This window comes from Photobacterium kishitanii, assembly GCF_003026355.1.
Taxonomy (GTDB): Bacteria; Pseudomonadota; Gammaproteobacteria; order Enterobacterales; family Vibrionaceae; genus Photobacterium; species Photobacterium kishitanii.
The window spans coordinates 423,461-444,104 of the sequence record NZ_PYON01000002.1; the positions used below are offsets into that span (position 1 = coordinate 423,461).

The window sequence follows — 20,644 nt, forward strand, 5'->3', positions numbered from 1 at the left end:
ATTTTTATTTGATTAACATTTTATTTAAATATGGGAGCTTGCAACTAGTGTAGGAAATAGATCTGTGTGTTTATAGTGGTAATGGATCATATATTCACCATTAGTTGAAATTTCTAAAAAATAGAGTAATTCATAGCAGTATTTTTTCTTAACAAAACATTCAATAGTTTTTAATGCTATTGCATTACTTAGTGTCATTGGAAGCGCACAATATGATGTGATAAATAAACGCGTATCATTTTCAATTTGAGCAACCACTTCAGTTATCTTTTTATTATTATCGACTAATTGTGGCATGCTGTTTTTTGTTAGTGGGTGCTTTATAACTCGCTGCATAATACGATAATGCTCATATTCAGCCCAACAGCATAATATATTGCCAAATAAGCTGATAGCTTGTTTTTCTATCTCAATGTAATACAGGTCAAGATTATCTAGAGCGACAATACCATTAATATTTTGTGCGTAATCGCTAGTAATACATTGGTATAGATTATCTGTTTGGTGTGGCATCAAGTAATTGATCGTCTCTATTCGAGCCGTAATTAATGTCGCAAAGAAATCAGCATCGCCATGTAAATGGATATGCTCATCAATAAATTTCAGAAAGTTTTGTTGTAATATCAATTGGTTATTTTTATATAAAGGGATAGCAGAGTTTTTTATTACATTAGTGTACATTTAATAACATGCTCAATAAAAAGGGACTAATGAATAGTAATTAATTCATTAATCAAATAATGCACTGGTGTGTATATACTGTGATTACCATCAAATAAAACTCTCAATTATCTTATTATTTGGGCAATTTGTTCCATTTTAGTATTTTTTGCTTATTTTCAATGTGTTAATGGTATTTGTTGCGTTTTTCTCGATTTGAGAATTAATTTTTATATAAAATATAGCTAGCCTATTTCGGCGATATATTGCTTCTTAACGAAAATTAAATCAAGTGTTCATGATGCTAGTCGCAAAAATAATGCAGTGTCAAATATAGTTTAAATTTTATTTGTGAACAGTACTTATTCGTTTTTATTTAAGATTCTCATTACTTAAATTGCCGTTATTATATTGCGAGTTTTTAAAGTAATGCCATAAGATTTAAGATTAGATTAAAACAATACCATAAAGGTATTGTTTATTTTATTGATGTTAAAGGAATAATATGAGTAATTTTTTTTGGCTTACTTGGGCTTGTGTCGCAATATTACCTGCCCATGTTAGTGCGTCTGAATGGAATTCTTCAGGGATTGATGGCCATTATGTTTTATCTTCATTGATTGATGAGCAACAGGATCAGAAAAAAGTATCTTTTTCGCTTTATAAGGCTAAATATAATAATAACGGTTTTGAACGATTTCTAAGTCAATGTAATAAGGATGGTTTTGATAAAACGGTATCAATGACTATTAATGGTCAAGAAGTGAAGATGGATAAGATTTGCCGTAGAACAGCCGACAGTAAAAATTACTGGGTGTATACGCCAACAACTCATCAGGGATTGGCTTTTTTAATTACACAATTTAAATACACTGAAATAGTTAAGATCCATAAGGTTTTTATCAATACCTATAATCAAAAAACAAATTTAAACTTTAGGGTTTCAGCCAAAGGCTTTACCCAGTCGTGGAAAAAGTCAAAAAGGGTGATTTAACGATATAGGTGCTACTTACTGAGTTGGTAAAAAAGCGATATCAATCGTTTGATATCGCTTTTTGCATTATTGAGTCAATGCTAGTTTTAAGTGTTCTAACGCTAGTTGTAATGTTTCTTGAGGGCAGCCTAAGTTTAGACGGATAAAACCACTACCATCTGATCCAAATGCAATTCCCATACTTGGTACAATGCCTGCGTTAATCAGTTTTTGTTCAAGTTCGTCATCACTTAAGTGTAACTTTCGACAGTCGACCCAAGCTAAATACCCAGCCTCTGGTGGCATGAATCGTAATAATGGTAGTTCAGTGTTAATAAACTTACTGAGTAAATTAATATTAGCTTGAAGATAAGATATTAAATCATCTAGCCATTGGGAGGATGTTGTATATGCAGCAGTAGCAGCACACATCGCTAAACTATTAAAGACATCCATACCATGTGCATCAAGACGACGGATAAAACGCTCACGTAATTCAGTATTGGGGATCATGATATTAGAGATCCGCAATGATGATAAGCCAAATGTTTTACTTGCTGCTGTAGCTACCATTGTATGCTGTAAAAGTGCTGGTGGTAGACTTAACAGCGAATGATAGGAGTGATTAGGCATTGCCAAGTCTCCCCATATTTCATCACTCAGTAGCCAAACATTATATTGTTGGCATAACGTAGCTAGTGCAATAATCTCGCTTGTTGTCCATGCTCGTCCAACAGGGTTGTGTGGGTTGCAAAAGATCATCACTTTCGCACCTTGCTGGAAACAGTGCTCAAGGTGAGTAAGATCCATGCAATAGTGACCATTGGTTTCAATTAATGGATTTTCAATAATGACACGATCATTTAACTCAGTGATTTTACGGAATGAACCGTAACCTGGTGTTTGAATAACAACGTTATCACCAATATTTGTTAGCATTTGAATAGCAACAGATAAGCCCGGTAAGACACCATGTACTGTTGTGATCCAGTCTTGATCTATGGTGAGTTGATGCCGACTCTGGTACCAATTAATGATGGCTTGGTAATAGTCATTATCACGCTCAGCGTAGCCGAAAATACCATGGTTAATACGTTGTTGCATGATATCAAGCACGGCTTCAGGTGCTTGGAAGTCATAATCAGAAACCCACATTGGTAACTTATTTGAACCATCAACCCCAAGCTTTTGTTGCATGAAATCCCATTTGAGTGAACCGGTATGACGTCGGTTAATAACGCGGTCAAAAGAGTTTGTCATGATTATCCCTTATTTGTTTCTGTATTTGTCGAAATAACTACATCGTTATTATTTACACTGGGTGTTAAAGGCGCTTTTGCAATACCAAAGCCTGTGAATCCATAGATGATGGCGAAAATAACACCGGTGTAGCATTGAACAGCCCATGGAAGGTAATCGAGAGTTGGAACATTGAGCGTATGTGCCATATAAATGCCAGCTGCAGTCCAGGGAACAAGTGGCTCGATGATAGTACCTGCATCTTCAAGGGTACGAGAAAGGTTCTTAGTATCTAGCCCCATTTTGCGGTATGCGTCTTGGAATAATTCACCAGGAATTAATAAGGCTAATTTACCGTCTGAAGTTGTACAGACGACAGTAATCGTTGCAATTACTGTTGATAGAATCAGTTGACCAGTGCTACGAATGAGATGTAAGAAACGGCCAAGTACAACATTAAGTGCACCCGTTAGGCTTAAAATACCAGCAAATGAGAATGCACAGAATACTAATAGAATAGTGCTCATCATCGAAAATAAACCGCCACGGTTAAGCAGTTTGGTGATATCAGGAATGATCGTGGTAAGTGACTGTCCATTGTCGCTAAACATTGTAATATTAAAGCCGTTAACAAAGGCATTGAATCCTTGTTGTAAGCTAAATCCTTGGAAAATCATCCCTAGCGCAAGTCCTAATGCTGAAGCTGCTAGCATTAGTGGTAATACTGGTTTTTTGCTAATAGCACCCCATAAAATCATCAGTGGGGGAATAATTAATATGATATTAAAGTGGTAGAGAGTATCGAGACCATTAATAATATCGACCACTTTCTGTGGTTCAGCGACCGTGGCAACATTGGTATTTTGGCCTGCGAAGTAGAATACAACTGCGGCAATGAAGAACCCAGGTAAGGTGGTATAAAGCATATGTTGAATATGTGCATATAAATTAGTACCAGCGACAATCGGAGCAAAATTAGTAGAATCTGATAATGGTGATAGCTTATCACCAAAATAAGCCCCAGATACTACTGCACCAGCTGCAGCTCCCATTGAGACATCTAACCCTGCTGCAACGCCCATTAAAGCGACACCGACAGTACCGGCAGATCCCCATGAAGTACCAGTACAGATAGAGACTAAGCTAGTAACAAAAAAAGCGGCAATAAGAATGTATTGGGGGCTAATAACTTTGAGGCCCCAATAGACCATATAAGGTATCGTGCCACTAATCATCCAACTTGCAATTAAGCCACCAACAGCGACTAAAATGAGAATCACCGGCATTGCTTTTGCTAATTTCTCAACAATAGCATCCATTATTTCATCCCAGCTATAACCCATTTTCATGGCGATAAAACCAGTAAATGTTGCTGATATGAGGAGTAAGGCTTCTATACGTAAGCCCATAATACCGTAACCCACAGCAAGTAAGATAAACATTACTGCAATAGGAGTTATGGCTAGTGCAAATGACGGTAGGGGTTTGTTGGTGGTCATTGTCTATCCTTATTATTTTTTATGTAGGGTGGAAACCAATGACATGATGGTAAGTGAGATAGATTTGCAAAAATGAGAACTATGTATTTATCTCATGTAAGCGCTTACATGAGATATGAAGTTCTGATCTCTATCACATTTTATTTGCTTTACATGCGTTTAAAGCGAGGACGAGTGGAGAGTCATCACTGACTGCCTTTCGACTAAAGTTGCGTAAAAACAATGATTTCTAGGTAGGATGTCAATTTTATTCTTAAGTTTTAGGGCGAGTTTTGCTGCAAAATTTGACATTTCATCAATGGGATTATGCATAGTGGTAAGGCGAGGGTATATATAACGAGCTAACAAGATATCATCAAACCCGATAATCGAAATATCTTTAGGGATTTGAATACCTTGCTCTTGTAGACTGGCCATTAATCCAGCAGCCATAACATCGTTAAAGGTTACAACCGCTGTTACTTCAGGACATTGGTTTAAAAGTGCTTTGCCTGCGAGTTCACCGCCTTCCTCACTAAAGTCCTGACTAATTATCCAAGTAGAGTTAATATCAAGGCCTGCATTTTTCATTGCATTACGATAGCCTTCTAATCGTTGGTTACGATCATCAAACGGTAGGTTACTGGTAATACATGCAATTTTTCGATGTCCATTCGCAATCAAGTAAGCAACTGAATCTGAAGATCCTTTACAGTTATCAATCCATACCGAACGGTTAGATATCTGAGCGATAGTGCGATTAAGTAGTACCATCGCTGGCAATTGAGCGCTATATCGAAGTAGGGTTGTATCATCAAGCATCTTTGCATGGACGACCATTGCTTCGCAGCCTTGGCTTATTAAAAAATCTAAACCTTCTTTTTCTCGTTGTGCGTTGTGGCCACCACTGACGACAACTAGCTGGCATCCTTGATGGCGAGCGACGGCTTCAACATGTTTAGCAATTAAGGCAAAAAAGGGATCGGCTAAATTTCCGGTTAGTAAACCTAAGGTATTATTTTTCTTACAAGCTAGTGCAGCGGCACGTGCATCTCGAAGATAATTTAACTGTTTAATTGCTTTCTCAACCCGTTCAATAGTCATTGGCTCAACATAAGCAGATCGATTTATCACACGTGAAACAGTCGCGGTTGAAACACCAGCGAGAATTGCGACATCTTTAATGGTTGTCATGAGTGTCAAGGTAGTTGCAAATAAAGTAGGAAGTGTAGCGTTATTTTTAAGAGGAATATGTGATGAAAATGCAAAAAAGAAAGATAAAGGATTGGAGCGGATAACGGGAATCGAACCCGTGTCATTAGCTTGGGAAGCTAAGGTAATACCATTATACGATATCCGCTTGATGAGATAACCATAAACATTTGAATGATATGGGTCAACATAATTATTTGTTAATACTACGATTAGTACATAAATATGAATAAATTGCGCTATTTTGAGTGGTTTTTGTTAGACATAATATCAATTTGTACATTGTATATTATTAATCAATGACATGCGTAATTACCATCTTGGTTATATAAATTTATTCAATTTTTATATATTTCATGGTGACTAGTTCAATTACCTTACAATTGTTAGCTGAATTTGTAACAAAGTGTGTATTTTAAACGGTATTTTATATTCATGATTTTGTAGATGATCTAGGATACATGCATATGAATGCCAGCATCTGCATGTGTAAATACGCATGCCGTAGTGTCATCTTACTTTTAATGCACCTGAAGTATTAATAATGAAGTTAAAAATAACCCCATCGAGTTTAGCGATAGTCATTGCCTTATTATTAACATTAGTGGCAATTGAATTGTTTTTTTTTAATGAAAAACAACAATTTGAACTACAAAGTAAGAAAAATAATTTAGCTTTAGAGCAATGTGTATCAAAGATTATAAATAATGAAATTAATAATATAGTAGTGAGTTTAAAAACGTTTAATTTATTGTTTAAATCATATGATTATAATCCATCAAAGTTTGAATCATTAGCAGAAAAATAATAGCAACAAATAAATCTATTTCAGAATTGCAATTTGCACCACAGGGGATTATTCAAATGACATATCCTCATTCAAAAACTAATTCTGCAATTGGACATGATTTAAATAGATTAAAGAAAAGGAAAAACGGTGTTTCTTTATCAATAAAAAATAAAAGTTTTACCTTTATTGGCCCAGTTAAATTGATTCAAAACAATCAGTTGGCTTTTATTTTAAGGTTGCCTATTTTTGATGAAAGTTTAGATTTTGTCGGTTTTATTATTGCTATCAGTGGTGTAGAAAATATTAGTAAAAAGTTACCGTTTAAGGATTATTTATATAAAGTTGATGGCTTTAATCCTGATGGTGATATGTTAACGATATTTGATAATCGTGTTGATAAATCTAGTGGTGTTGTAAATGTTTTTAATGTCGCAGTACCTAATGGACAATGGGTTTTCTCGATGAAAAAACCAACTTATAACGCTTATGAATATAATATTATTCGTGTTTTATTATATGTTATGGTTTTTGTTTGTTTATTTTATATTTATAAGCGGGAACGTGAGATAGCATTAAAAAATACATTAATTGTTGATGACAATAACATGTTAAGACAAGTCTCTTTCACTGATGAACTAACAAATATTCCTAATCGTCGATATATGAATGAGAAAATCAAACAAATATTTTCTACTCATATTACTTTAACGCACAGTATTGCTTTTCTTGATATTGATCACTTTAAAAGAGTTAATGATACTTATGGTCATGATGCTGGCGATAAAGTTTTAAAAGAATTTGCTGATATTTGTCTGAATAATGTGCGTTCGAGTGATGTCCTTGCACGTTGGGGCGGCGAAGAGTTTATTTTGTTTCTAGATAGAACGGGTAAAGATAACGCTGAAGAAGTTTGTGCACGTATTTTAAATACGGTTGAGCAGCATCAATTTTTATTTAAAGATCAAGTCATTCGTATTACTACCTCAATAGGATTAGCATCATTCTCACCACAAGATGATCAAATAGAAGTGGTACTTAAAGGTATTGATGAGGCACTTTATCGCTCTAAAGATAATGGAAGAAATCGTATTACCATAGTGTAACTATCTGATGTTATAAGTATTAACTACTGTTATGTAGTTAATACTTTCTATGGTTTATTACGTTTTCTATATGGAACGATGCATACAGACAGCACTGTCACCATAACTAGTTGGTGCTGATAAGCTGTTATCTATAATAAAGCCATACTTTTGCCAAAATTTGGCAGAATCTTGTACTGAAATTAACGATACCGATTGATAGTTCATGGTATTAAGTACGCTAAAAAGATGGTCTATCAATAACTTAGGAATCCCTTGTCCTTGCTCTGTCGGAATTATTGCTAAATCATGCAGATGTAGATGAATACTATCTATTACGGTACTTGTTTCATGTAATTTAGGCGTTGAGCCTTTATGGTAAGGATGGCTAATAAGGTAGCCTATGACATGTTGTTGATCATCGAGACAAACAAAACAGGTTTGTGGTGATGCTGCTATTTTACTTTTTAAAACGTCGATACTTTCTGGAAAATCATCACCATAAGCAGCGTGTTGGATGCGCTCAATTTGTTGCCAATGTGATGATGTTATGGGGCTTATTTTCATTTTATAACTCGTAGTAATGACCAGATTTACTTATACCTAGCACTCATAATTAATGCAACACGATCACTATGCTTACTGCAAAATCAATTGTAACCAAAGTTGTATTTGCTGGTATTGTTATGTTATAACATATCAATATTGTGGTGATAACTCTCATTATCGTCATTTTTTCTGTTGAATAATAAAAGAATATTGTGATGAACAGTCAGCAAAGTCCTCATTCTACGATCAATGAATGTAATGATATAACATACCAAAAGAAAGCTAAGTACCGCTATTCATTGTTACTAACTGGTGTCTTCCAGCGTAGTGCTGTTGGTTTGATTATGATTGCCCTCCTGTGGTGGGTATTAAGCGACTTAATTTAGGTTTTATTATGATCTCAGTAACGAACTTGACGGTTTATTACCGTAATAATATTGCACTTGATAATATCTCTTGCACTATTAAAGACGGCGATTTGGTCGCAATAGTTGGGCCTAATGGCGCCGGTAAATCGACATTGTTAAAAGTACTCATGAAGCAAATATCGCCGATGACAGGAAAAGTGTGTTTAGGGCAGTATTCAATGAAAAATATTGCCTACTTACCTCAAAGTACCCACATTGATCGTAATTTTCCGATTACAGTTGAAGAGTTTATTTCATCTGGTGCTTGGCGAAGAAGTTCATTTTGGCGGCGTTTTACGCAAGCTGAATACCAAAAAATTTCACAAGCTTTGGTGACTGTGCAGCTATCAGGCATGGAGAAACGTCAAATTAGTGAATTATCTGGTGGACAGTTTCAACGAATGCTCTTTGCGCGAATGCTTATTCAAGATGCTCAAATATTATTATTAGACGAGCCTTTTGCTGCTATTGATGCACAAACGACAGAAGATTTAATGGCTGTGATTAGAGATTGCCAGCAGCAAGGTAAAACAGTTGTTGCCGTAATGCATGATTTGTCGTTAGTCGCTCGTTATTTTCCAGAAGCAATCTTGGTTGCAACGGAATTGATCGCAAATGGCAATACTAAAACAGTACTTCAAAGTCACCATTTACAGCAGGCTGGATATCAGGCTTATTTAACCCCTTGTTTTGAGCAAATTAATGCCCTGTCGACACCCCAAAATGTTGCAATAAAACCGCAACAGGAGTGCCACCATGAGTGAAGCTATCCACTTTTTAATACAACCTTTTAGCGATTTTAATTTTATGCAGCGTGCCCTATGGGGATGCTTATTATTGAGTATTAGCGGCACACCAATCGGCGTCTTTTTAACTCTGCGGCGAATGAGTTTAACTGGGGATGCAATGTCACATGCCATTCTTCCAGGGGCGGCGATTGGTTTTTTGATTTCAGGAATATCTGTTACTGCCATGACGATTGGTGGAGTGATTGCTGGTTGTATTGTCGCTATTTTAGCTGGCGTTGCTGCTCGACACTCAAAAGCAGAAGAAGATGCAAGTATGGCAGCATTTTATTTATTGTCGTTGGCACTAGGCGTACTCATTATCTCTTCAAAAGGCAGCAATATGGATTTATTGCATGTCTTATTTGGTTCGACATTAGCACTTAATAATGCCGCCTTGATTTTGCTGACGTTAATTGCGTCGATAACAGTTATTACTTTAGCTGTGCTCTATCGTCCCTTAGTCATGGAATGTGTTGATCCTGCTTTTTTTAAGACGGTGAGTAAATTAAGTGGGGTTGCTCATTATGGTTTCTTGCTTTTACTGGTGCTTAATCTGGTCGCAGGTTTTCAGGCGCTCGGTACATTAATGGCCGTGGGATTAATGATTTTACCTGCAACCATTGCGCGCTTTTGGAGTGGACGATTAGGCGGCATGCTTATCATTGCTTTTATTGCCTCGATCAGTAGCTGTTATATCGGTTTAATTCTTTCATATTATTTAGGTTTTGCGACCAGCCCATCAATTGTATTGGTAATGGGAGGGTTGTATTTGTTGTCACTATTATTTGGTCGCCAAGGTGGCATTGTTTTTAAAAATTGGAGTAAAAATTAGGATGTCAACGAAGTATTTATGGGATAAAAAAAATATTGTTGCTGCTGTTGTATTAGGTTTAGGTATTAGTTCATCAGCGATGGCTGATACAAAAATTCCGGTGGTTGCGAGTTTCTCAATTTTAGGCGATTTAGTGTCTCAAGTTGGTGGTGAACATGTGACGGTAAAGGATTTAGTCGGCATTAATGGTGATGTTCATACTTATAGCCCTGCGCCAATGGATGCTGTGGCAGTGAAAGATGCCCGCTTAGTGGTAATTAATGGCCTGGGACTTGAAGGTTGGTTACCAAGATTAATGGAGTCAGCACATTTTAAAGGTGTAGAAGTTGTCGCTTCAAATGGGATTAATAAGCTAACGTTAGCGAAAGAACAATGTGATCACCATCATCATCCAGTAACGGAAGAAAAATGTGACTGCGATCACCATAATCATCATCACCATCATGGTGTGTATGATCCTCATGCATGGAATAGTGTGACTAACGTTAAGACATACGTTAAAAACATCGAGGCAGGTTTGGTGAAAGTAGATCCAGCTAACGCGAGTGATTATCAGCATAATGCACAAGTTTACCTACAAAAATTAGATAAACTTCAACTTGATATTCAGCAGCAGTTTGCCAATATACCAGCATCACAACGCGTTATTATTACTTCACACGATGCATTTCAGTATTTTTCACGTGATTATGATGTGACTTTTTTAGCACCGCAGGGAACGAGTACAGATGCTGAAGCAAGTGCTGCTGATGTAGCAAATATTATTAATCAAGTACGCGATGATCATGTGCGTGCTGTGTTTATTGAAAATATTACCGATAATCGTATGGTTGAACAGATTAGCCAGGAAACTGGAGCCAAGATTGGTGGAAAGTTATACTCAGATGCTCTGTCAGGTCCCAATGAACCTGCAAGCTCATATATTAAATTGATGGAACATAACACGGCAACTATTTCTAATGCATTAAAGTAATATTGAAACTATCGATAATAACCAAATTATTAAAAATAGATTAATTTAGTTTAATAGTGGCTAATAATCACCCATTTAGTCTTGGTGGGTGATTATATCATCTATTAAGTATAAGTGTTTTTTAATAATAAATGGTTTATCTATATTATATTTGATAGTTATTTATGGTTGTTTGCTTATTTTTGAAACTTGCGTAGTCGCTATTATAGTTGCGAGCATATTTTTAAGAATTTTGATTCCATTTTAAAGTATTAATCATTTTATAAAAGTTGTTAGAATGCGCGCCGACGATTAAGTTATATTATTTTTTGGATTAAAAATGGCTTCATTAGTAAGTTTTCTCTTATTACCGCATAAACAATTAAGGTATCGTTTAATTTTTGCACGATTTAAAATTAAAAGTACTGAAAGAACGATTCGTTATTGCGTGAGCCATGGACTAAATAACAATCTCCACTTTTTATTGCATCATTTAGATCGTTATTGCGCCGAATTTGAGGTGCTTTACGCGTTACTAATAAAAACTAAGTCATTATAAATCAATAAATAAAAACACCTTTTACTGGTTGATTACTAAATCTTTTGTTCGCTTGAGATCTCATGCGAAAAATCCAGTATCATACCAGCATGTTTATTTATAGTTACTAAGTATGAAAAATCCACAGGCCATTCCTTTAGTTGATGATGTTGATACATTAACTCGATTAAAAAAAGCATTTGTTGCGGGTATTTGGGCGACATTAGCCAGCATATCTATTGGTTTTTTGTTTAAAGTCTGGTTGGCACAGTGGGTTGCAAAAGATGATTTAGCCTTATTCAATAGTGTGATTGATATTGTGTCATTATCATTGATTTTAATGACAGGCTTCAGGTCTTCAATGGTTGTTACATACAGCCAGACCCATAATGATCATGACATTATAAATATATTTCGCTTTAGTTTAATTGTGATGGTGTTAATTACATGGGGATTAGTTTTACCTTATATAAAACACGAACTGCATATTAATGTTGGCTATTTTGAAATGGTCGGTGTTATTTTTGGTATGGGGCTAAAAATATACTTTACTAACTTAATTGCAATGTACCGTTTATATGAGGTTTCTAATAAAGTCACTTGGATTGAACCTACATCAAATGTCATCACATTTGTGTGTTGTTATTATATATTCCACTTTACGGCATTAGCTTCTCTTTTTTATAGTGTCATGGTCTCTTCCTTGATTGTTGCCCATTTCATGTATTGGAAGCGCAGAAAAGAAGTTGCTACGAAACCGTTCACAACTGTTCAGCTTGATCCTAATATGCGTAATTATGTGCGCAAAAGTTTCACTGCCTCTTTAGAAGCTGGGGCAAGCATTCTAATGATTTACGCTGCTGTATTGCTGACGATCACCCACTTTAGCTTAGATGAATTAGGTGATTTCCAAGTTGTAGTAAGACCAATATTTACCTACATGACAATGCTATTTGTGTTTCCTATCTATCGCTTTGTATTACCTGAATTGTCACAGAGTGTGCGTAAAGGAGAACATTTGCAAATACGTGCTATTCGTCGCTGGGTATATCGTTTAGCCATAATCGTGAGTGTGATCTTTTTCTTAGTCATGCTCATCGGGGGGAAAGACCTTATTGGTTTTATTTTCCCTGCGCAATATAAAGGCGCTGAAATTGTATTATTTCATTTCTCTATTTTCTTTATTTTTATGATGCTTAATGCCTATCAACTAGCCTATATAAAAGCTCATGGAAAATTTACCCTGAGTTTAATGATTCGGTTGAGTGGAATAGTAACACTGGTTGTTAGTTATTATTTGTTGGCATTATTTACCGCTAATGTGGTGGCGATTATTGTTGCGCTAGGCTTTGGTTATGTGATGATGTTTATTTTATCAACGATTGCTGAGCAGCAAATTTTACGTGAATATCGGCGCCAAGGTATCGCCGTTTGCTAAGTGTGACGCTTATAAATAAACCTAGTGTCATAATATAAAAAAAGGTTGAGTGTGCAGTTATTGCGACTCAACCTTTTTAGTTTAGAGGGCGGGTGGAAACAGACAATTGCTACAACACTGGCGACATACCATAGCTATGACCATTAAGTAGTAGTAAACCAAGTAAGACCAGTAATATTCCCCCGATCAGTTTTACAATAATACTGGTCATGGTGCGCTGACGTTGGTTAGTCGCTAAATAGCGACTGACAATCTTTTTACCTGATAAGGTTAGTAATGCTATACCTGAGGTCGTAAGTGCTGTGCCTACTGCCATCAAAATCGCACTAATAACGCCAAGCCAGTACAATCCAACCATATTAGCGAATAACAAGACTAAGATAGCGCCAGTGCAAGGGCGAATACCAATACTGAATACAATGACAATATATTCTTTCAAGCTGGTGGCATTATTGATTTCATCAGCGTTGGCGAAGTGTTTATGACCGCAACCACAGTCATTACCATGATCATGATGGTGTACTGTCTTTAATTGCCATGCTTGCTTTAAGCTACGGTAAATCACAATCACCCCAAGCAAAAGCATTGCCATAAAGCTATAGCTAATGAATTGATCGGCAGCATCGTTAACTTGGCGCATCGACGATTTAAAAAACACCAATAAAATACTAACTAAGGTGATGGCAACAATCGCTTGTACAAAAGCCGATACCACGGTCATTATCAGGCTGGCTTTTATCTTTGCAGGGTTAGTTGCAAGGTAAGTGGTAACAATCATCTTGCCATGGCCAGGGCCTAATGAGTGAAATATACCGTATAGAAAGCTCAATCCGGCCAATGAATAAGCTGCCGTTATATTTTGCTGGGCATCATAAAGTAAATCACTGAGCTGGCCATTAATATCGCGTTGCCATTTAATGCTGGTCATCAGCATAGCAGGCCATTGTTGCCATAAATAATAACCACTTAATATAAATATCAGCAGCACGATAATGCGTGTTAGCCATGAGATTGGTGCCGAGCTAACAGCTGTATGGTGGTGATGCTCACATGCTGCGCTATGATCATCATTCTTGCTCTCTGAGTGATGGTGGTGGCATGTATGGTGATGATGCTCGTGTTCATGCTCGTGGCAACAAGATGAGACGAGAGGGCTATTATCAGCCTCTGAGGTTGAGTGACAACCAGGTTTCATGTGGTAGATCCTAAATCAATGCTACTTAGTGGAAGGCGAGGCATTGTCGACGTTACAAAACAGTTGAACTGTCTGTGTAAAAACTTGGCCTAATTTATTATCAGGATCAGCATCCGCTGGAATCGACATTGCGTAAGTGACTTGTTCTGGTGTTGGATGTGGCTCTATGAGTTTAAAACTACATGTTTTGGCTAATTCAGGTGACAGTATGATGTCACTTTTGTTAGCCCATGACATATCAACATAATAACTTGGTTCAAAGATCAACAACTTCAACGAATCTTTGGTGACGGTTTTAGGTCTTGCTAAAGGTAGATCAAAAGTAAGCGTCGCTTTTGCACGTGGCTTGATTAACTCACCACCTGTAGGTATATGGTATTTAATTGGGGTTTCGTTATCATAAAAATAGGTAAAATAATGGGCGTTTTTCATGTTTTCCATGACGGATTGAGCAACATTTTTTAGCGTTTGTTGTTTGTGTGCTGCGGACATATCTTCGCCATCAAGCATATAAGCGGTGGTCATGGCATCAAATGTCCATACCATCTTAAACCCTGTAATTTGATTGTTATTACCTTCAATGTAGGTCTTCATATCAATCCATGAATGAGGGTGTGCTTGACTGGTTATTGGTGATAACGCAGCGATTGATAATATAAAACAGCAAAGGATATTCCTGCGCATGTAAAAAAGCTCCATATTCATCATTTGATGAGTAATAACGGTAGGGTTTAATGACCATATCTGTGTGATGTTATAACATAGAGTTATAGTGGGATCTAGATGAAGAGTATAGCGTTTATCTAGTTATAGGTAGGGGGGTTACATCATCAAATTGTTGTATTAGCGACAGTGCGGTATAAGGTCGATTGGGTTGCAAATGGTGCGATATTATCACTAAAAAAATAGCTTTAAGATAAAAACTCAAAAATCAGTTAGAATGTAATAAAGGGCGATGTATGTAAGTGAGTAAGAAATAAGGCAATAGTGTTTTATTTCCTCAGTATAATCGCGGCAAAATTAGCAGCAATTGATGAGAACAATTAATAATGAAAAAACAGTTATTTACTGCGTGTCTACTCTTACTTCTTAGTACCTCTGTCTTTGCTGCAACAGCAGAAACACAGTTACCGATTGAACTATCATCTGTGACGCAGGATGTTGATGTCGTCAATAATACCACCACATTAATCGGTAAAGTCGATATTGTGCAAGGTGGCGTTACTATTAAAGCAGATAAAGCGATTATTAAACTTTATGGTAAAACAAAAGAATTAAAAACCATTGAAGTGTATGGCAAACCAGCTTACTTCAAACGCGTAATGAAAGATGGCAAAGTTATCAATGGTGAATCTCGTTATGGTATTTATACGCCATCAGATAGCATGATGGTATTGAAACAAAACGTAAAAGTAACCCAAGATGGCAATACGATTCGTGCCAATGAGATCAGCTATAACCTTAAAGCGCAATTTATGAAGGCAACAGGCACGAAGTCTCAGCAAGTGAAAACCAAGCTATTACCAGAAACAAAGTAAAAGGAATGATTGTGGAATTAGTAACTGTTAATTCAAGTAACTTAGCGATTTATTTAAATTTAACCCAAGCTTATGAAGCAGAGTTTTCACCATTAACTAAAAAAACACCTGATGATGAGGGTAAGTTTGCGATAGATACGCCGATTGAAGGTAATGTTACTGGCTATTTATTGTATATCGATGGTAAGCCTGCTGGGTTGGCGGCAATTGCTAACGAGAGTGTTGATCATTACGAAGTGTGCGATTTTTACGTTGTACCTGTATTTCGTCAACATAAAGCCGGTCAACGTTTTGCACATGTCCTATTTGATATGATGCCGGGTTTATGGCAAAGCAAGCAAATTGCGGGTGCTGATAATGCGATTGCTTTTTGGCGACGCGCGATTGGTAGTTACACCAATGATGTCTTTGTTGAAGATATTTATCACGATGAATATTGGGGTGATGTAACCCGTCAATGTTTTAAAACCACTGCTTAGTTTGTGGTATGACACGGTCATAATTAAACCGATGTCCATTTAATCAAGCCCCTATTGCTTATTGCCGATATAAGTTATTTACTCAGTAAACAGTCGGGGCTTGATAAATATCGACGGTATCATATATTACAGCAATATTATCAGGTGCTGGCGCAATAGTTGCTCTAGTTTTTTGTTATTAAATAAGGACAAGCTTGCTCTTTCTTTTTAACCACGAGAGTAATTGCAGCGAGGTTATGGCTGTGTTCTCGAAAAACACTTTTCATTTTTAAAACCCTTTTTCTAATATCAGGCTTTAGAATTAAGTTTTTTATTATTTTTAAAAAACCATTCAAACCTTCATCTTGTAGTAGTCGAGATGGCTCGAGTAAATGCATCGGAGCCATTGCTTCGTATTCAATTTCAAACCCACATTCTTGAATAAGTAGCTTCCACTCGTTAAGTGTAAGTGGTTTGGCTGGATGTTGGATCGTTTCAGTTAATGCCTTTTGAATCTCACGTTGTTTATTACTATCAATATCATTGGGAGTAATGCACATTTCGTGGATACCAAAACGGCCATTAGTTTTTAATAGTCGATATGCTTCTTTGATGATTTGTTTTTTTCGCGCACTAGATTGCATTGTTAACATCGCTTCACAATACACAACGGAAGCTATTTCTGAGTCTAGTGCCGTATCTTGTGCACTATTAACATGACAGGTTTGATTATTGCCGTTGAGATAGGAACGAACAATCTTTGCTGCTTGCTCATTTTGCTCTACTGCTGTGTAAGTTTTAGGTCGTTTAGCCAGAGTAATTTGAGCAGTTAATCCAACGCCTGGAGCAAACTCAATAACATCATCACTAGTGTTAATACTAAGCTGAGTGAGCATTTTATTGGTGAGTTCTAATCCCCCAGGACGTAATACCGTTTTTCCAATTTGAGCAAGTAACCAATGACCTGGTCGTTTTTCTGTTTGATGTTTTTCTCCGGGCATCGCAAGTTTGTTCGACATATTTTTAGTATCCTATTGAAAGATAATTGGAACAAAAAATAGAAGTATTGATACCAAACTTACCCAGCGGAAAGTTACGCTAATCCCATCCATAAAAAGTTCCTCATTAAGGTTGAATCTAAAATGATAATCATTATCATATAATGATGTATTTGAAATATACCTTGATAATTATCAAGTAGAGGTGGGTAGGATGAGTTTTTCAATTATCTCTTTATTGAATAAGACGCAACTGGCGCGACTGGAATCTCATCAAGAAAAAATAACCTATCAGGCTGGCACGATACTTTTTAATCAAGGTAAAGAAGCCAATCACATGTACATTATCAAAAAAGGAAAAGTGACTCTTTATCGTCTTATGCCTAACGGTGAAGAGAAGGTGTTTAATGTTTTTCTTGCGGGTGATGTAATTGCTGAAATGGCAATGTTTATGTCACCTCGTCAATACCCAATGACAGCACGAATAGAACAAGAATCAGTTTTAGCTGTATATAAGCATACTGATATTAAACAGCTAGTTTCTCAAACACCAGAACTAGCGGTAAACGTTATGGCGTATATGACTAATAAAATTCATCGCTTAGTTAATGATGTTAATATTTTAACGCAGGTAAATGCTAATCAACGATTTGTAATGAAACTGGCTGAAATATACAAAAAGCAGAGCATTAAAGAAGAAAAGATCAATTTGTCTATAACGAAAAAATTATTAGCCACTCAATTAGGTATGACGCCTGAAACGTTATCAAGAACGATTAAACGTTTAAAAAATGAGGGGCACTTGATTGAAAATGGTAATATTTTGAAAATAAAAGATATTCCAACTCTTTGCCAGTCAGTAAATCTTGCTGCTGATATTTTTTATAGCTAAAGCGTGTTAGACCAATTACGTCTATAAATTTGAGCTGTTGGCAATAGGTCACCGAGTATCGTTCTGTTTTCTTGTCTGATGATGATAAAAAAGGGTTGCTCGGTGTTCGTTTATATTTATCAGATCCAGCGATTAAAGGTGTCTACTAGTACGTATAAGATGCATGTTGTTGAATAAGGTTTTTTTGGGTGTATGATTTGCAGATCAATAATTTTCTGTGAATAAATATGAACATAGTAATGCTAAGAACGTCCGTTTTAATAGCTCCTTTCCTCTTCATTTGTTCCCAGGCTAACGCTGGAACTGATGGTTTTGTATATGCTAAAAATTCGAATAAAACTATAGTTGTTCAATATACAGGTAAAGATAAGAATATCGTTATTCCTAACTCGGTGACGACGATAGAGGATTATGCGTTTGCAAATGATGGTTTAACAAGCGTAATTATTCCCAATTCAGTCACTTTTATCGGGGTTGAATCGTTTCAAAATAATGTCCTAACAAGTGTGATTATTCCTAATTCAGTGACTGAGGTCGGTATTGCGGCATTTAGACAAAATGCCTTAACGAGTGTGACTATCCCTAACTCGGTGACAGAGATCGAGGATTTGACGTTTACAGATAATAATTTAAAGAGTGTGACTCTTCCAGATTCAGTCACTGAGATCGATCCATGGGCATTTGCACATAATGACTTAACGAGTGTGATTATCCCTAAATCGGTGACGACTATCGGACAGGAAGCATTTAATGATAATAAAATAACCCAAGTTAATAACTTACCTTCTAGCGGTATTATTTACGCTCGGAATGATGATGGCACAGATAATATGGACAATATTATCTCGTATGGCGGCAAAGGAAAGGATGTCATTATCCCTAATTCTGTGACGACAATTGGGAAAGGGGCTTTTTCTGATAATGGCTTAACAAGCGTGACTATTCCTAAGTCGGTGACGAATATTGGGTGGTATGCCTTTAGTAATAATGAAATAACTGAAGTTAATCATTTAGCTTCTAACGGTATTATTTACGCTAGAAATGACAATGGTACTGATAATACCCAAGAGATTATCTCGTATGGTGGCAAAGAGAAGAATTTCATTATCCCAAGTTCGGTGACAACGATCGGGAATTATGCGTTTGCAAATGGTGCTTTAACTGGGGTGACTATTCCTAACTCGGTGACCACTATCGGGGATTGGGCATTTACAGAGAATGACTTAACGAGTGTAACTATTCCTGATTCGGTTATGGCTATTGGTGTTGGGGCGTTTCAAAATAATGCCTTAACGAGTGTTACTATTCCTCGTTCGATGACTGCTATTGGAGGATTGGCGTTTTCATATAACAACTTAACGAGCGCGACTATCCCTAATTCAATAATAGAACTTGGCGATGGAGTGTTTGCAAATAATCACTTAACAAGTATAACTATTCCTAATTCAGTGACGACAATTGGCGGAGAAGCGTTTTCAGATAATGCTTTAACGAGTGTGACTATCCCCGATTCGGTGACGACAATTGGCGAGGCGGTATTTTCAGATAATGCCTTAACGAGCGTGACTATCCCTTATTCGTTGACAGATATTCCGTGGTTAGCATTCTCTCAAAATAAATTAACAAACGTGACTATTCCTCATTCAGTGACGGCAATAGGCCAAGATGCGTTTTCAGATAATGCTTTAACAAGTGTAAATATCCCTAACTCAGTGACGTCTATCGGTATTAAAGCGTTTAAAAATAATTTATTAACGCATGTGACTATCCCTAAATCAGTAACTTCTATTGGCTATGAGGCGTTTTATGAAAATAAATTAACGCGCGTAACTCTCCCTAAGTCAGTGACGAAAATTGGAGATAGGGCGTTCGATAAAAATGTTAAGCTAAAGCAGCTTAACAGTTGAGTCTTTTGGCCTGCATCATTATTAACTAACCGCCTATCGAGGCGGTTTTTTGTGTTTTTATGTAACGGCTAGTTGTTGTTGATAGCCTTTAACTCCTGTAAAAAGTCCCTTTAATATAATAAGAGTACATGTTCATGAGCCTAGTTATGCGACAAGTAATCATTGATGATGCTGAAGGTATTACCAATGTGCTTAATCCAATTATTCTTGAAGGTTTATACACGGTATTAGATACAATCTTTACCGTTGAAGAAGAAAAAGAGTTTATCGCACAATTTCCAGAGCGAGGCGTGTTTACCGTTGCTGTGAGAGCAGAAGGCTCTAAAGTTATCGGTTTCCAAAATGTAGAACCATTTGCGTCATATACTAAAGTTTTTGACCATGTTGGCATTATTGGTACATTTGTTTGTAGTAGTTGCCGCGGCCAAGGTGTTTCTAAGCAGCTGTTTGAATCTACATTTGCAGTAGCGAAGTTGAAAGGTTACGAGAAGCTTTTTGCTTATGTTCGTAGTGATAATGATCGTGCTTTAGCCGCTTATATTAAGCAAGGTTTTGAAGTTGTCGGAATTGCGAAAAAGCATGCAAAAGTCGCTGGAAAATATATCGATGAAATTCTTATTGAAAAGTTTTTGTAAGAGTTGAGTCGTAAAAAAGAGTAGATCACGTCAGAGTGACTTCCTATCACTTGCTATTTTGACTTCAAGGCTAAGTTTCATTT

Annotated in this window: 21 protein-coding genes and 1 tRNA gene; 13 read left to right on the plus strand and 9 right to left on the minus strand. The window is 36.5% G+C overall.

Going from position 1 to position 20,644, the window contains the following annotated elements:
• Positions 1–24 precede the first annotated feature (24 nt).
• Complete coding sequence (locus tag C0W29_RS03715; RefSeq protein ID WP_107174109.1) at positions 25–681, minus strand: acyl-homoserine-lactone synthase; 657 nt, start codon at positions 679–681, stop codon at positions 25–27.
• 484 nt (positions 682–1,165) lie between these two features.
• Here C0W29_RS03715 and C0W29_RS03720 point away from each other — a divergent pair, with 484 nt between their 5' ends.
• Positions 1,166–1,654 carry a hypothetical protein gene (locus C0W29_RS03720; RefSeq protein ID WP_045045458.1) on the plus strand — a complete coding sequence of 163 codons (489 nt, stop codon included), beginning with the start codon at positions 1,166–1,168 and terminating at the stop codon, positions 1,652–1,654.
• A 66-nt stretch (positions 1,655–1,720) separates the two neighbouring features.
• Here C0W29_RS03720 and C0W29_RS03725 read toward each other — a convergent pair whose 3' ends face one another.
• From C0W29_RS03725 to C0W29_RS03740, 4 genes are all read right to left on the minus strand, one after another.
• Entirely contained in the window at positions 1,721–2,893 is a 1,173-nt protein-coding gene (locus C0W29_RS03725) for a MalY/PatB family protein (RefSeq protein WP_045045457.1), read from the minus strand.
• A gap of 2 nt (positions 2,894–2,895) precedes the next feature.
• Entirely contained in the window at positions 2,896–4,371 is a 1,476-nt protein-coding gene (gene nhaC / locus C0W29_RS03730; RefSeq protein ID WP_045045456.1) for a Na+/H+ antiporter NhaC, read from the minus strand.
• Between the two features lie 159 nt (positions 4,372–4,530).
• Positions 4,531–5,544, minus strand: a complete 1,014-nt coding sequence (locus C0W29_RS03735) for a LacI family DNA-binding transcriptional regulator (protein WP_036792984.1) — start codon at positions 5,542–5,544, stop codon at positions 4,531–4,533.
• Positions 5,545–5,636: 92 nt separating this feature from the next.
• Positions 5,637–5,710: transfer RNA gene (locus tag C0W29_RS03740), tRNA-Gly, on the minus strand.
• A 396-nt stretch (positions 5,711–6,106) separates the two neighbouring features.
• Between C0W29_RS03740 and C0W29_RS03745 the strand changes: the two genes are divergently transcribed.
• Together C0W29_RS03745 and C0W29_RS03750 are read left to right on the plus strand one after the other, a co-directional pair.
• Positions 6,107–6,370 (plus strand): hypothetical protein, encoded by a 264-nt coding sequence (locus tag C0W29_RS03745; RefSeq protein WP_045045455.1) that lies wholly within the window; start codon positions 6,107–6,109, stop codon positions 6,368–6,370.
• A gap of 56 nt (positions 6,371–6,426) precedes the next feature.
• The gene (locus C0W29_RS03750) at positions 6,427–7,455 is read left to right on the plus strand and encodes a sensor domain-containing diguanylate cyclase (protein WP_052671694.1); all 1,029 of its coding nucleotides are present in this window, start codon (positions 6,427–6,429) and stop codon (positions 7,453–7,455) included.
• 66 nt (positions 7,456–7,521) lie between these two features.
• Here C0W29_RS03750 and C0W29_RS03755 read toward each other — a convergent pair whose 3' ends face one another.
• Entirely contained in the window at positions 7,522–8,001 is a 480-nt protein-coding gene (locus tag C0W29_RS03755) for a GNAT family N-acetyltransferase (protein WP_052671693.1), read from the minus strand.
• 197 nt (positions 8,002–8,198) lie between these two features.
• Here C0W29_RS03755 and C0W29_RS21625 point away from each other — a divergent pair, with 197 nt between their 5' ends.
• The 5 genes from C0W29_RS21625 (at position 8,199) to C0W29_RS03775 (ending at position 12,938) form a co-directional block, all read left to right on the plus strand.
• The gene (locus tag C0W29_RS21625) at positions 8,199–8,369 is read left to right on the plus strand and encodes a hypothetical protein (protein WP_155395130.1); all 171 of its coding nucleotides are present in this window, start codon (positions 8,199–8,201) and stop codon (positions 8,367–8,369) included.
• 8 nt (positions 8,370–8,377) lie between these two features.
• The gene (locus tag C0W29_RS03760) at positions 8,378–9,154 is read left to right on the plus strand and encodes a metal ABC transporter ATP-binding protein (protein WP_045043351.1); all 777 of its coding nucleotides are present in this window, start codon (positions 8,378–8,380) and stop codon (positions 9,152–9,154) included.
• Positions 9,147–10,010, plus strand: coding sequence for a metal ABC transporter permease (locus C0W29_RS03765; protein ID WP_045043350.1), 864 nt, complete (start codon positions 9,147–9,149; stop codon positions 10,008–10,010). Before C0W29_RS03760 ends, C0W29_RS03765 begins: the two co-directional genes overlap by 8 nt.
• 1 nt (position 10,011) lies before the next feature.
• A complete protein-coding gene (locus C0W29_RS03770) occupies positions 10,012–10,983 on the plus strand; it encodes a metal ABC transporter substrate-binding protein (protein WP_045045454.1) in 972 nt (323 codons plus the stop codon).
• A 650-nt stretch (positions 10,984–11,633) separates the two neighbouring features.
• Positions 11,634–12,938 carry a lipopolysaccharide biosynthesis protein gene (locus C0W29_RS03775; RefSeq protein WP_045043349.1) on the plus strand — a complete coding sequence of 435 codons (1,305 nt, stop codon included), beginning with the start codon at positions 11,634–11,636 and terminating at the stop codon, positions 12,936–12,938.
• Positions 12,939–13,047: 109 nt separating this feature from the next.
• Here the strand turns inward: C0W29_RS03775 and C0W29_RS03780 are convergent, their stop codons facing one another.
• Both C0W29_RS03780 and C0W29_RS03785 read right to left on the minus strand, forming a co-directional pair.
• Positions 13,048–14,133, minus strand: a complete 1,086-nt coding sequence (locus C0W29_RS03780) for a nickel/cobalt transporter (protein ID WP_080888907.1) — start codon at positions 14,131–14,133, stop codon at positions 13,048–13,050.
• Between the two features lie 21 nt (positions 14,134–14,154).
• The gene (locus C0W29_RS03785) at positions 14,155–14,817 is read right to left on the minus strand and encodes a DUF1007 family protein (protein WP_258179192.1); all 663 of its coding nucleotides are present in this window, start codon (positions 14,815–14,817) and stop codon (positions 14,155–14,157) included.
• A gap of 365 nt (positions 14,818–15,182) precedes the next feature.
• On the opposite strand from C0W29_RS03785, the gene lptA reads away from it, so the two are divergent.
• Together lptA and C0W29_RS03795 are read left to right on the plus strand one after the other, a co-directional pair.
• Entirely contained in the window at positions 15,183–15,671 is a 489-nt protein-coding gene (gene lptA / locus C0W29_RS03790; protein ID WP_045045453.1) for a lipopolysaccharide transport periplasmic protein LptA, read from the plus strand.
• Between the two features lie 11 nt (positions 15,672–15,682).
• Positions 15,683–16,150 (plus strand): GNAT family N-acetyltransferase, encoded by a 468-nt coding sequence (locus C0W29_RS03795; protein ID WP_036792332.1) that lies wholly within the window; start codon positions 15,683–15,685, stop codon positions 16,148–16,150.
• A 164-nt stretch (positions 16,151–16,314) separates the two neighbouring features.
• On the opposite strand, the gene C0W29_RS03800 is transcribed toward C0W29_RS03795, so the two are convergent.
• A complete protein-coding gene (locus C0W29_RS03800) occupies positions 16,315–17,148 on the minus strand; it encodes a methyltransferase domain-containing protein (protein WP_045043346.1) in 834 nt (277 codons plus the stop codon).
• Positions 17,149–17,341: 193 nt separating this feature from the next.
• Here C0W29_RS03800 and C0W29_RS03805 point away from each other — a divergent pair, with 193 nt between their 5' ends.
• The 3 genes from C0W29_RS03805 (at position 17,342) to C0W29_RS03815 (ending at position 20,561) form a co-directional block, all read left to right on the plus strand.
• The gene (locus tag C0W29_RS03805) at positions 17,342–18,019 is read left to right on the plus strand and encodes a Crp/Fnr family transcriptional regulator (protein ID WP_045043345.1); all 678 of its coding nucleotides are present in this window, start codon (positions 17,342–17,344) and stop codon (positions 18,017–18,019) included.
• A gap of 239 nt (positions 18,020–18,258) precedes the next feature.
• A complete protein-coding gene (locus C0W29_RS03810; RefSeq protein WP_052671691.1) occupies positions 18,259–19,926 on the plus strand; it encodes a leucine-rich repeat domain-containing protein in 1,668 nt (555 codons plus the stop codon).
• A gap of 134 nt (positions 19,927–20,060) precedes the next feature.
• Positions 20,061–20,561: a GNAT family N-acetyltransferase gene (locus tag C0W29_RS03815; protein WP_045045452.1), complete on the plus strand. Its 501-nt coding sequence runs from the start codon at positions 20,061–20,063 to the stop codon at positions 20,559–20,561.
• The last annotated feature ends 83 nt before the right edge of the window (positions 20,562–20,644 follow it).

Coding starts and splice junctions, on each gene's coding strand:
- C0W29_RS03715 (WP_107174109.1), bottom strand. CDS start 681: ATGTACACTAATGTAATAAAAAACTCTGCTATCCCTTTATATAAAAAT.
- C0W29_RS03720 (WP_045045458.1), top strand. CDS start 1,166: ATGAGTAATTTTTTTTGGCTTACTTGGGCTTGTGTCGCAATATTACCT.
- C0W29_RS03725 (WP_045045457.1), bottom strand. CDS start 2,893: ATGACAAACTCTTTTGACCGCGTTATTAACCGACGTCATACCGGTTCA.
- nhaC (WP_045045456.1), bottom strand. CDS start 4,371: ATGACCACCAACAAACCCCTACCGTCATTTGCACTAGCCATAACTCCT.
- C0W29_RS03735 (WP_036792984.1), bottom strand. CDS start 5,544: ATGACAACCATTAAAGATGTCGCAATTCTCGCTGGTGTTTCAACCGCG.
- C0W29_RS03745 (WP_045045455.1), top strand. CDS start 6,107: ATGAAGTTAAAAATAACCCCATCGAGTTTAGCGATAGTCATTGCCTTA.
- C0W29_RS03750 (WP_052671694.1), top strand. CDS start 6,427: ATGACATATCCTCATTCAAAAACTAATTCTGCAATTGGACATGATTTA.
- C0W29_RS03755 (WP_052671693.1), bottom strand. CDS start 8,001: ATGAAAATAAGCCCCATAACATCATCACATTGGCAACAAATTGAGCGC.
- C0W29_RS21625 (WP_155395130.1), top strand. CDS start 8,199: ATGAACAGTCAGCAAAGTCCTCATTCTACGATCAATGAATGTAATGAT.
- C0W29_RS03760 (WP_045043351.1), top strand. CDS start 8,378: ATGATCTCAGTAACGAACTTGACGGTTTATTACCGTAATAATATTGCA.
- C0W29_RS03765 (WP_045043350.1), top strand. CDS start 9,147: ATGAGTGAAGCTATCCACTTTTTAATACAACCTTTTAGCGATTTTAAT.
- C0W29_RS03770 (WP_045045454.1), top strand. CDS start 10,012: ATGTCAACGAAGTATTTATGGGATAAAAAAAATATTGTTGCTGCTGTT.
- C0W29_RS03775 (WP_045043349.1), top strand. CDS start 11,634: ATGAAAAATCCACAGGCCATTCCTTTAGTTGATGATGTTGATACATTA.
- C0W29_RS03780 (WP_080888907.1), bottom strand. CDS start 14,133: ATGAAACCTGGTTGTCACTCAACCTCAGAGGCTGATAATAGCCCTCTC.
- C0W29_RS03785 (WP_258179192.1), bottom strand. CDS start 14,817: ATGCGCAGGAATATCCTTTGCTGTTTTATATTATCAATCGCTGCGTTA.
- lptA (WP_045045453.1), top strand. CDS start 15,183: ATGAAAAAACAGTTATTTACTGCGTGTCTACTCTTACTTCTTAGTACC.
- C0W29_RS03800 (WP_045043346.1), bottom strand. CDS start 17,148: ATGTCGAACAAACTTGCGATGCCCGGAGAAAAACATCAAACAGAAAAA.
- C0W29_RS03805 (WP_045043345.1), top strand. CDS start 17,342: ATGAGTTTTTCAATTATCTCTTTATTGAATAAGACGCAACTGGCGCGA.
- C0W29_RS03810 (WP_052671691.1), top strand. CDS start 18,259: ATGCTAAGAACGTCCGTTTTAATAGCTCCTTTCCTCTTCATTTGTTCC.
- C0W29_RS03815 (WP_045045452.1), top strand. CDS start 20,061: ATGAGCCTAGTTATGCGACAAGTAATCATTGATGATGCTGAAGGTATT.